This window comes from Ferrovibrio sp. (assembly GCF_017994015.1).
In the GTDB taxonomy this organism is placed as follows: Bacteria; Pseudomonadota; Alphaproteobacteria; order Ferrovibrionales; family Ferrovibrionaceae; genus Ferrovibrio.
Window position 1 is genome coordinate 1 of record NZ_JAGOLP010000083.1, and the last position, 11,558, is coordinate 11,558.

The 11,558-nt window shown below is 58.9% G+C and carries 10 protein-coding genes; 5 read left to right on the top strand and 5 right to left on the bottom strand.

Annotated elements, in window-relative coordinates; genetic code table 11:
* The 5 genes from KBB36_RS19590 to KBB36_RS19610 form a co-directional block, all read left to right on the top strand.
* Window positions 1–702 (top strand): glycosyltransferase (locus KBB36_RS19590; RefSeq protein WP_290985112.1); only part of this gene is annotated, 702 nt, incomplete at its 5' end.
* A 15-nt stretch (window positions 703–717) separates the two neighbouring features.
* On the top strand, window positions 718–1,935 hold the full coding sequence (locus tag KBB36_RS19595; protein WP_290985115.1) for a glycosyltransferase family 1 protein: 1,218 nt from the start codon (window positions 718–720) through the stop codon (window positions 1,933–1,935).
* A 74-nt stretch (window positions 1,936–2,009) separates the two neighbouring features.
* Window positions 2,010–3,155, top strand: a complete 1,146-nt coding sequence (locus tag KBB36_RS19600) for a glycosyltransferase (RefSeq protein ID WP_290985118.1) — start codon at window positions 2,010–2,012, stop codon at window positions 3,153–3,155.
* Window positions 3,152–5,581: a glycosyltransferase gene (locus KBB36_RS19605; RefSeq protein WP_290985121.1), complete on the top strand. Its 2,430-nt coding sequence runs from the start codon at window positions 3,152–3,154 to the stop codon at window positions 5,579–5,581. Before KBB36_RS19600 ends, KBB36_RS19605 begins: the two co-directional genes overlap by 4 nt.
* 36 nt (window positions 5,582–5,617) lie before the next feature.
* On the top strand, window positions 5,618–6,535 hold the full coding sequence (locus KBB36_RS19610; RefSeq protein ID WP_290985125.1) for a lysylphosphatidylglycerol synthase transmembrane domain-containing protein: 918 nt from the start codon (window positions 5,618–5,620) through the stop codon (window positions 6,533–6,535).
* Between the two features lie 29 nt (window positions 6,536–6,564).
* Here the strand turns inward: KBB36_RS19610 and KBB36_RS19615 are convergent, their stop codons facing one another.
* From KBB36_RS19615 to KBB36_RS19635, 5 genes are all read right to left on the bottom strand, one after another.
* On the bottom strand, window positions 6,565–7,527 hold the full coding sequence (locus KBB36_RS19615; protein WP_290985130.1) for a GDP-L-fucose synthase: 963 nt from the start codon (window positions 7,525–7,527) through the stop codon (window positions 6,565–6,567).
* 64 nt (window positions 7,528–7,591) lie between these two features.
* Window positions 7,592–8,170, bottom strand: a complete 579-nt coding sequence (locus KBB36_RS19620; RefSeq protein WP_290985133.1) for an NUDIX hydrolase — start codon at window positions 8,168–8,170, stop codon at window positions 7,592–7,594.
* A gap of 2 nt (window positions 8,171–8,172) precedes the next feature.
* Entirely contained in the window at window positions 8,173–9,177 is a 1,005-nt protein-coding gene (locus KBB36_RS19625) for a kinase (protein WP_290985137.1), read from the bottom strand.
* Entirely contained in the window at window positions 9,174–9,917 is a 744-nt protein-coding gene (locus KBB36_RS19630; RefSeq protein WP_290985141.1) for a sugar phosphate nucleotidyltransferase, read from the bottom strand. Before KBB36_RS19630 ends, KBB36_RS19625 begins: the two co-directional genes overlap by 4 nt.
* The gene (locus KBB36_RS19635) at window positions 9,914–11,416 is read right to left on the bottom strand and encodes a radical SAM protein (RefSeq protein ID WP_290985144.1); all 1,503 of its coding nucleotides are present in this window, start codon (window positions 11,414–11,416) and stop codon (window positions 9,914–9,916) included. Before KBB36_RS19635 ends, KBB36_RS19630 begins: the two co-directional genes overlap by 4 nt.
* Window positions 11,417–11,558 lie beyond the last annotated feature (142 nt).

Consider the following 11,558-nt stretch of genomic DNA (forward strand, 5'->3'; position numbering starts at 1 on the left):
GAGCGCGATGGCGGCCAGGCAGATGCCGTGAACCAGGGCTTGAGAAACGCCCGCGGTGACATCATCGCCTGGCTGAATTCCGATGACATTTATTATCCTGACGCTTTCCGCAAGGTTGCGGCGCTGTTCGAACAGCATCCCGAGGTCGATTTTGTATATGGCGAAGCACACCATATAGACCCGCAGGATGCCGTGCTGGAAACCTACTATACCGAAAGCTGGAATTTTGAGCGGCTGCTCGATGTCTGTTTTTTATGTCAGCCCGCCGTCTTTTTCCGCCGCAGCGTCGTGGAGCGGATTGGCGTCCTTGATGCCGGACTGCGCTATTGCATGGATTACGAATACTGGATTCGGGCCGCCCAGGCCGGCTGTGTTTTCATGCATTGCCCTGAATTCCTGGCCGGGTCACGCATGTACCCGGAAAACAAGACCATGGCGGATCGCACCAAGGTGCATGCCGAAATGAACAGCATGCTGCGCCGCCGCCTGGGGCAAGTGCCGCTGCGCTGGCTGTCCAACTATGCCCATGCCGTGGTGGACGGCAAAGGCGTGGCGCGCGATGATTATCCGCGTTTTGTGCGGGAATTGGCGCGTTACCTGCTGTGGGCTGAGCTGCGCTGGAATCGCCGCATCAGCCGCGCCGCATTGGCGCTGGCTTGGGAATGGAACCGGCATCATGTGCCGGCCTGGCTACGCCGCTGAACAGAGGAAAGTTTGATGCGGATCGGTTTCGATGTGAGCCAGACTGGGGCGCTGCGCGCAGGCTGTGGCACGGTTTCTTATTCTCTGCTTCAAGAGCTGGCCGAGATCGACAGCAACAACCAATATCTGCTTTATCCAACTTTTGGCGACCAGTTCTGGGACGAAAAGTGGAAAGGCAATACGATCCTGCCGCTGCGTTATAATTTCCAGCGCGGCCTGCATCATCACAATTACAATGATTGGCGCCGCTTCTGGCAAAATCCGCCAGCTGATCTGGAACATCGGCTCGGCGCGCCAGACATCATCCACTCACATAATTTCTACTGCCCGCCGCCGCTGCGCAGGGCACGGCTTGTCTATACGCTGCATGACATCGGCTTTATCGATCATCCGGAATGGACGACTGAACAAAACCGTATCGGTTGCTTCCGTGGCGCCTTCCAGGCCAGCCTCTATGCTGATTTGATTGTGGCGGTCTCCGGCTTCACCCGGCAACATTACCTCTCCGTATTTCCCCATGTCGATCCAGAGCGGGTGAAGGTGCTGCCGCTGGCCAGCCGCTTTACCGACCGCGACCCAATAGCGTGCCCACCACGACTGGAACCATATTCAGGCCAGGATTTTTTGCTTGCGGTTGGCACACTGGAACCGCGCAAAAATTACGCCCGCCTGGCAGAAGCCTATGCGCAAGTGTTGCGCAACAAGCCCGATATGCCGCCATTGCTGATCGCCGGCGGCACCGGCTGGATGTTCGAAGGTTTCTCCAAGCTGCTGACTGAACTGGGCATCGCAGACCATGTCACCATGCTCGGCTTCAGCAGCGATGCTGAATTGCGCTGGCTGATGCAGAATTGCACCATCTTCCTGTACCCGTCTTACTGGGAGGGCTTTGGCCTGCCGGTGATCGAAGCCTTGAGTCAGGGAGCCTGTGTTGTCACTTCAAAATCAAGCTCGCTGCCGGAGGTTGCCGGCGATGCTGCCATTCTGGTTGATCCACATGACCCAGCCGATATCGCCGCTGCAATCGAGCGCCTGCTGGCTGACCCTGCACTAAGACAGGAGTTTGCCGCGCGCGCAGTGCAACAAGCTGCCAGATTTTCCTGGCGCAGATCAGCCGAGAATCTGCTCGGGCATTACACCGAACTGTTGCAACAGCCGAAAATCGCCCACTCGGCGCTACCACAGCAACAGCCCGGTATTTGGCAGAAGTTTTTGCAAGCGTTTAAGCGCTGATGCCACAACGGATGGCGCCCACCACAACAGGGCCAGAAAGCGGCAAACCCGCAGTGTTTTGCCTGGCGATGCCCGTGCGCACCGGTCTTGAATTTCTGCCCACAGCCTTCCACAGCATCGCCGATCAGTGCGCTGACGTGGAGGTGGCATTGCTTGATGCCAGCGGCGACAAGGTGGTGGCTGCGCTGGCGGAACAATCCGGCTTGCACTTTCATCACCGCTACCATCGCGCCAGCGACGATGGGCAGGCCGCAGCAATCCAGGTCGGCTGGGATCACGGTACGGGAGAATATCTTGGCTGGCTGAATGCCGATGACCGCCTGCTGCCAGGCGCACTGGATACTGTTGCAGCTACTTTCGCTGCCCATCCAGAAGCGGATGTCGTATATGGCCAGGCTTGTTATCTCGATGAGAATGGCGCCTTCCTTGGATACTTCCCAGCCTTTGAGCCAAGCCCCGACCGTTTGCCTTGGAGCAACATGATCTGCCAGCCTGCCGCCTTCCTGCGACGCAGCAGCCTGGCACGCATCGGCGGATTGAATACCAGCCTGCATTATACGATGGATTGGGATTTATGGTTGCGGCTATACCAAGCCGGCTGCCACTTTCACGCCATTGATACCGTGCTTGCCGCCGTGGTAAATCGCGCCGAGAGTAAAACCAATACTGGCCGGAAAATCCGCCAGCGCGAAATCAGCGCAATTCTGAAGCGGCAGGCACAACAAGCGGTTGGCCTGCGCGAATATTTTGGCCGGCTTTATGGCGAGGCCGCCCTGGGCGGACATTCACTGATTTGGCGCCTTATCACGACCGGCCTGGCCTTACGCCGTTCTTTGCTGGGCCGCAAAGCAGCGGCCTTGCCGGCTTATCGCCGCGGCATTACACCGCTGAGCAACGAAATCCAACAGCAATGCGATATTGTGATGCCGGTGCCAGGCCACAATCAGAATGTCCGGCTGCACCTGTTCAGTGATCGGCCCGGCAGCTTTTCCATATCGCCGCGCGTGAACGGCGCGGATGCTGATCATCCGGCTGTTCTCACCCGGCCCATGATTCTGAATGGGCGCCGCCAGCGTAGCGGCTTCGGTGGCACATATCATGCTTATCACTATGTCGGACAACCCATTCCGACCGCGGCTGGCTTGCTCAGCATAACCCTGCTTGGCCCCAAGCTATGGCGCCTGATCGCCATTGAAGCCGAACCCACAGATGCAGTGTGAATGATCATATGCGCGCCATCATCGATATCCGTGCCCTGGTTCCGGAACGCTCAGGCGGGATCATCCAGAATATTATCGGCGTTGTGCGGGAGTTGCTGAGCAAGGCTGGCAGTGAAGCGGACAGTTTCATTATCACCTGCACCATCTTTAATCGGCACCTGATTGAAACTCATCTTGGCAATGCCCAGATTTTCACCCTGCCGCTGCATTGCTATCACGATGCCTTGCAGGCATTGGCCCAGAAACATGGCGTGGATGTGATCTTCCACAGCTATCCGCGCAGCGATGCCATCACCGGCGACCTTTCCAGGCACATCTTTTATATCCCAGACATTCAGCACGAATATTTTCCACAGTTTTTCACCGCGACCGAATTACGCGATCGCCGCGCGGCTTTTGACCCGGTGCTGGCACGGGCCGGCGCCATTGGCACGATTTCGGCATTTGCACGCAGCACTTTGCTGGAGCAGCCGGAATGCACCTGCGATGATATTTTCCTGATGCCACCAGCCTTGCAGGTGGAGCATCAGGACAAGCCGGAAGCCAGCCTGAGCCAGGCTGAAGCCGCGCTCATCCCCAACGAGCCCTTTTTGTTTTTTCCGGCTAATCTCTGGCCGCACAAGAATCATCGTAACCTGCTGGCGGCGTTGCGGCTGCTACAGGCAGAGGGCCGGGCCATACGGCTGGTTCTCACCGGCTCGCAGGCCGGATGGCCGGCATTGCGCAATGAATTTGCGCATCTGCCCATAACACATCTCGGCTATGTTTCCGCAGCACTCGTTGGCAGTCTGATGCGGCGCGCTGAAGCCTTGGTTTTCTTTTCGCTTTATGAAGGTTTCGGCATTCCGCTGCTGGAGGCTTTTGCCGCCGGCACGCCCGTAGTCTGCAGCAATGGCACCAGCCTGCCGGAAGTGGGAGGCGATGCAGCACTCTATGCCAATCCGGAAGATCCGGCTGAGATTGCGGCCAGCATCCGGTCCCTGCTTGATGATCCGGCCCGGCGCCAGGTGCTGATCGACAACGGCCACAAGCGGCTGACGCATTACTCCTGGCGCAAATCGGCCGACAATCTGCTGGCCGCAATGCACCGGGTGACTGAGCGCACGACGGCACCGGACAGCAGCGAAGCGAGCATGCCCGCAGACCACAAGCCGCTGGTTTCAATCATCACGCCCTCCTTCAATCAGGGCCAATTCATCGCCGAAACCATCGAAAGTGTTTTGCAGCAAAGTTATCCGAATATTGAATTGATCGTCATGGATGGCGGCTCCACTGACGATACCGTTGCGGTATTGCGGCGCTATGACGGCCGCATCCAGTGGTTTTCCGAACCGGACAAGGGCCAGGCCCATGCCATCAACAAGGGCATGCATCTGGCCCGTGGCGAGATCGTGGCCTATCTCAATTCAGATGACATCCTGCTTCCGAATGCTGTTGCCGAGGCTGTGGCTTTTTTCAACGCCAACCCGGCGGTTGATCTGGTTTACGGCGAGGCGGAGTATATTGACTCGGCGAGCTGCGTTACCGGTCGGTATCGCACCACGCCTTACACACCGAGCGCTTTGGTTTATGACTGCGTCATCTGCCAGCCGGCAGCATTCTGGCGTCGTCGCGTGATCCGCCAGATCGGATTGTTTGACGAGGCGCTGCAATTCACCATGGACTACGATTACTGGCTGCGCCTGCGCAATGCCGGCGGCGTATTCGCCCATGCGCCTCAGACATGGGCGCGTTCACGGCTGCATGCCGATGCCAAAACAGTTGCACAGCGGCGCAAGATCTTTCCCGAGATATTCGAAATCTGCCGCCGCCATCTGGGCTTTGTCGCGATTCAGTATTTCGAGGGCTACTGGCACCACCACCTTATTGAGCGGCACAAGACAATTGGCCCGCTGATCGGCTTATTCCCGTCTATCTGGCGCAGCCTGGCGCGGTTGCACCGGCTGATCTATTTCGCCGAACATGGCCTGTTGCGCCAGACGATTGCCGGCAAGCTGCGCTACAAAGCCCAGCTTGGCTCACGGGCCACACAACGATTGCTGCGGCTTTATGGCTGGTTCAGGCGGCTTGGAAAGGTCGGCCCGGCAACTGAGCGTATTGTGCTTGGCTTCTGGGCCGACAATTGGCTCTCACGCCAGGTTGTCATCACCGCCGGTCAGGATTTGCCCGCCCGCCGCATCTTCCTCTCCGGCATGGCGCCAAAAAGCGGCCGCATCACCGTAACCCTGAATCGGAAAGAATTGTTACATCAAGATGTAATCGGCTGCCAGCGTAGCCATATGGCCTTCGATCTGCCTGCAATGGCAAAAGGCGCAAAACTGGAACTTTTGATCGCGGAATGCGATTATGAGTCCGGGGGCCGCGAATTGGCCCTACTACTTGATGCGACCAATCTATTCACCGAGTTCGATACCTTCGTGAATTGACACTCAGGCTGAATCGCTGAACCAATACAGGCGCATATGATTGCCACGCTGCTGAAAATACTGTTTTCCGTATTGTTGATCGGTTTCCTGATAAACCGTGTCGACATGTCGGAACTGCATGAGCGTTTCAGCAATCTTGAGGCCGCCACCATCGCGCTGGCCTTTCTGGCCATGCTGCCCACGGTATTGTTTCAGGCCGAAAGGTTTCATCGCGTGGCGTCGCTGGGCGGCAAGCTGGATTTTCGGGGCGCCCTTACCATCACCTGGATCGGGCAATTGTTCAGCCAGAGTCTGCCCTCGGCCATGGGCGGCGACCCGTTCCGCATCTGGTATCTGAAACGCTACGGCGTGAGCCTGCGCAATGGTTTCCTGATCACCCTGGCAGATCGCGCAATCGGCTTTGTTGCCTTGTTTGTTGTGCTGGCGCTTGGCCTGCCCTGGCTGTTCGCCCTGACCGACAATCTGGTGGTCAGGCTGATGATCTGCCTGATGGTTGCCGGCGGCTTCTGCGCCTGGCTTGGCGCCTGTTATCTGGACGCCATCACCCCATTGCTGCCGGCAAGCTGGCGCGGCAACCGTTTCCTTTCGCTTTTCATTGATGCGCCGGCTTTTCTGCGCCGCGCCAGCATAAGCCTGAATCCTGGCCTTACCGGCATTCTTGCCTCGATGGCGGGCCAGGTCTTCCAGGTGCTGGCAACCTATATCCTCGGCCTCGGCATCGGCCTTGAGCCGAGTTTCCTGGCCCTGCTGTTTTTCATGCCGATCGCCAATCTGTCGACCCTGCTGCCGTTGTCCATTGGCGGCTGGGGCATCCGCGAGCTGGTGCTGGTATCCACGCTCGGCGCCACCGGCATGAATGCCGCAGATGCTCTGGCGCTTTCCATCCTCACCGGCCTGGCCAATCTGGCGGTCAGCCTGCCCGGCTTGGGTTTCTGGCTGACAATCCGGCGCTGATTCCGGTGCCCTTTCGGGCACCGGCCCATTCAAGCCGCTTTTGCCTTGCGCGCCAGGAATTCCAGATAATCCTGATAGGCTGAAGCCAGGCCGGTGCGCAGATCAATCTGCGGCGCCCAACCCATGGCCTTGATCTTGCCGATATCCATCACCTTGCGCGGCATGCCATCCGGCTTGTCGAGATTATGCTCGAAGCCGCCGGTATAGCCGGCTGTTTCAGCCACCAGCTCAACCAGCTCGCGGATGCTGGTCTCGATGCCGGTGCCGATATTGACATGCTCATGGTCGGAGTAATGCTTGGCCAGGAAGACCGAGGCATCCGCCATATCATCAACAGCCAGAAACTCGCGTGTCGGCTTGCCAGTGCCCCAGATTTCCACATTGGGCAATTGCCGCGTCTTGGCATCGTGAATCTTCACCAGCATGGCGGCAACCACATGGCCCTGCAACGGATCATAATTGTCGCCGCGGCCATAAAGGTTGGTCGGCATCGCGGTGATGTAGTCGCGGCCATATTGCTTGCGGAAGGCCTGACACATCTTGATGCCGGCAATCTTGGCCGTGGCATACCATTCATTGGTTGGCTCCAGCGGGCCGGTGAGCAGCGAATCCTCGCGCATCGGCTGCGCTGCCATACGCGGATAGATGCAGCTTGAGCCGAGGAAAACCAGCTTATTGACATCGGCAAGATGTGCCGCGTTGATCACGTTGGCTTCGATGATCAGGTTGTTGTAGATGAATTCCGCCGGCCGGGTTGAATTGGCGTGAATGCCGCCGACGGTGGCCGCGGCAAGGAACACCACATCCGGCTTGGTATCGGCAACCCAATGCTCTACTGCATCCTGGCGCCGCAGATCGAGCTGGTCGCGCCCTGCCGTGACCACCTCGCAATCCTCCTGCTCCAGACGACGGACAATGGCGCTACCCGCCATGCCGCGATGGCCGGCAACCCATACACGCTTGCCCTTCAGGCTGAATTCGGCATTCGGCATCTTATCACTCCATCTTCAACAGGCGGGCAAGCGCATTGCCGCACCCTTCATCGTCCAGGATCAATCACGGCGCCCAGAACCGCATTGCGCGGTATAATGTCGCCATGGTGAAACCATCCTCTATTTCATTGCGCTCAAGCATAGCGCGCAATTCCGGCCGGGCAATACGATGCACAGCGCCCAGGCCCGGCTCATCCTCGACACGGCGGCCGCCGGCGCGGCAATCCACCGCCACATACAGCGCCCCCTTGCCAATGATGGTGCTGGCCTCCGGTGTCATCAGCCCCAGCGGATGCAGATTCTCGGGCGCACAGATCAGGCCGGTTTCCTCTTCCAGCTCGCGCAGCGCCGCCAGCCCGGGCTCCTCGCCTGGCTCGACAAAACCACGCGGCAACTCCCAGAAATACTGCTCAAGCGGATGCCGATAGGCACGCAGCAGCACCGCCTCATCACCGATCAGGGGTAAAACTGTAACCCCGGTAATATGGTCGCTGCGGCCGCTTGGCGGCTTGAGCACCACATAATTGTGCACCTCGACGCCATTTTCCGCCTGGATATGATCGAAATATACCGTCCACTTGCTGTTGCCGGCCGCATGGCTGCGGTTCAGCAAACGTACCGGCGGTGCTGCGTCGCGCGACATGACTACTGCCTCTCCAAACCGGCCGGCTCGTAAACCACGATCTTGCTGCCGGACCCATCGATATCGAAATTGACCTCGATCAGGCCGGACAAGGCTTCACGCACAGCCTGCTGGCGCTCCTTGGGGACATAGAGCAGAACAAAGCCGCCGCCGCCGGCGCCAAGCAGTTTGCCGCCGAGGGCGCCGGCAGCCTTGCCAGCGGCATAAATCTCGTCAATTTCAGGCGTCGATACGCTATCGGTCAGATCACGCTTGAGCTGCCAGCCTTCGTGCAGCATGCGGCCGATATCATCAAGGTCTGCCTGCTCATTGTTGAGCACCTGCTCAGCCTCTTCCACCATTGCCATCATGCGGTGGACATGCGCTGCCTTGGCATCCAGCGACGCAATCTTCTTGCCGGCAATTTCGGATGCAATCCGCGAAAACCCGGTAAAAAACAGCATCATGTTGCCAACCAATGCTTCGCGGCGCTCGCGCGCCATGATCACTGGTGTCACCTCGAAGCCGCCATCATGGTGAAATTCAATGCGGTTCAAACCGCCATACGCCGCCCAGATCTGATCCTGCGAGCCGACATTCTCACCAATCACATTCTGCTCGATGCGGATCGCCTCTTCCGCCAGATACTTCTTGGTGGTCATGCGCCCACGCATCGCATGAATCGCATTGAGCAATCCGACTGTGAAAGACGAGGACGAGCCGAGGCCTGACCGCGCCGGCAGATCGCCATCATGATGGATTTCAATCCCCTGCTCGACGCGCATTTCCTGCAGCACACAACGCACGGCCGGATGCTGAATCTCACTCAGTTCATTGGCGGTTTCCACTTTGGAATACACCACCCGATGGCGATGCGCAAAAAACGGCGGCAGCTGGCGCAACGAAATATAACAATACTTGTTGATGGTGAAGCCAATCACCCGGCCACCATGCTGCCGGAACCATTGTGGGTAATCAGACCCACCGCCAAAAAGCGAGACGCGAAAAGGGGTGCGGCTAATGATCACGATTTTCTCCCAAATGCCTCGCCACCGACGATGGCGGAGGCAGCCGCCAGGGTCTCGGGAGTGCCAATATCAATAAAAGAACCACTGGCGCGAAACGCGGCCAGGCTGCGCGGCGGCAGTTTCTCAAGAAAGTCTCGTTCCAGGGAAACCGCCTCACTGTCTGCCAGACGATCCAGCAACGCTGGTGAAAGCAGATAGACCCCGCCATTGATGGCGCCGGCGCCAGACTGCGCCGCATCCTTTTCACGAAACGCGGCAACAAAGCCGTCCGGGTCCAGTTCAAGCCGGCCATAACGGCTGACATCCGGCACTTCGGCATAGACCAGCGCCCCAGGTGCCGCGGTTTCCGCGCAACGCCGCAACAAGCCGGCCAGATCAAAGCCGATCCAGGTATCACCGTTCATCACCAGCGCCTGCCGATTGCCCAGCCGTGGCCGCGCCAGCCGCAAGGCCCCGCCGGTGCCCAATGGCTTCGGCTCAATGATCCAGTCAACCGGCAGTGGTGGCGGATTGGCCGCCAGATGCGCCACCACCTTATCGGCCAGGTGCCCCAGGCAAAGCAGCGCCCGTTCGGCGCCGGCCGTTGCCAGCGCTAGCAGCAGGTGATCCAGGAAGGCGCGCGCACCGATAGGCGCCAGCACTTTGGGCCTGTCATCCAGCACACCGCGCAGGCGCGTACCCAGGCCACCGGCCAGGATGACGGCTTCAAGCCCCGGCACCGCAGCTAAGGCTGCGCTCAAGCAGCCTTCTCCGCAGCTTCCAGCAACTTGCGACGCAGGCGATGCTTTGCCATATCCTCGATGTGATGACGGGTTTCCCAGCCGAAGCGCTGCGTCACCATGTCCAGATAGCGCGGATGGGCAAAATAGGCGTGGAAGGCCTCGTCACGGAAACGCAGCACATCGGCAGCCGAAGCTTTTTCCGTCGGCAAGGGCTGGCAATCATACGAATGCTGCGAGAAGCCCGACCAGTTTTCCGGCAGCGCCCAGCCATTGCTGACCGCCTGGGTGTAGAGCGGCGACCCCGGATAGGCCATCGCCGAATAGAAATTGGCGAATTCGCAATTCAGCTCCTGGGCCAGTTCCAGCGTTTCGCGCATCGTCTGCACATCATCATCGGGCAGCCCGAAGATGAAATTGCCGATCACGCTAATGCCGGCCGCCTGGATCTGGCGCACGATGGAAATGATATCCTCATGCTTCAGGGCCTTCTGCGCACCATCACGCACATGCTTGGAACCGGATTCGATGCCGAGTGCCAGCCAGCGGAAACCGGCCTTGCGCAGCTTTTCCAGCATATGCGGCTTCACGGTATCAACCCGCGCATAGGCCCAGATATTGAGATCGTAGTTGCGCTCGATCAGCAGGTCGCAGATCGCCATCACATGGCGCTCGTTGAGCACAAACATCTCATCGATGAACTTGTATGTCTTAACACCATAGGTGTTGTGCAGCAGATCGATTTCCGCCGCCACCGCCTCGGGCTTGCGCATGCGGTAGCGGTTCACATCAAACGGCGCATTGATGCAGCAGAAGGTGCATTTGTAGGGGCAGCCGAGCGAGGTGTAGATCGAGGCATAAGGCTGGCGCGACGGCAGGTCGCCAAAGCATTGCCAATTATGGGCGCGGTATTTCTCCATTGGCAGCATGTCCCAGACATTGCCATGCAGATCAATATCCAGCTCCTTGGTCAGCTCGGCCGGCTTGTTGGTGACCACTTTGCCATCCAGATCGCGCCACACCAGACCGGCAACAGAGGCCAGGTCCGGCCCCTCTTCGGCCTTGAGCTGGTCGATGAGCTGCACCACGGTGACCGGCCCCTCGCCCTTGCAGACGTAATCAACCGGCTCTTCATTCAGGGTGCGCTCCGGCAGGGCGGAAACGTGACCGCCAACAATCAGGATCGGCTGCTGCGGCACCACATCCTTGATCGCCAGACAGGCATCACGCGCCCCGACCATCTGCTGTGTGGAAGCCGAGGGCTGATGCCCGAACACCACCAGACAGGTCAGGCGCGGCTGCCATTCGGCAACATGCGCCGCGATCCGCTCAGGCCCCATTTCCTCAGCCTCGGAATCGATGATCCTGACGCTGTAGCCGCGATCCCGGGCATAGCCCGCGATCAGGCGGCACCAGAGCGGCGGCTCAATCGCGGTTAGGCTACCGCCCAGATTCTGATAAATCTTCTCCCGGCCACCGGGATTGATCAGCAGCAGGTCGAGCTGGGTGTCCTGAGACATGTGACTTTACCCTCAATCTCACCCTATCCAGGGTGGTGGCAAGGCGGAATTTATCGCTATAATAGCGCGCCCGAGGGGGCCAGACAATGCCGGTTCCTCGGACTAAATATTGCCGTAAAGGCTGTTTCGGATCATCCGGTAG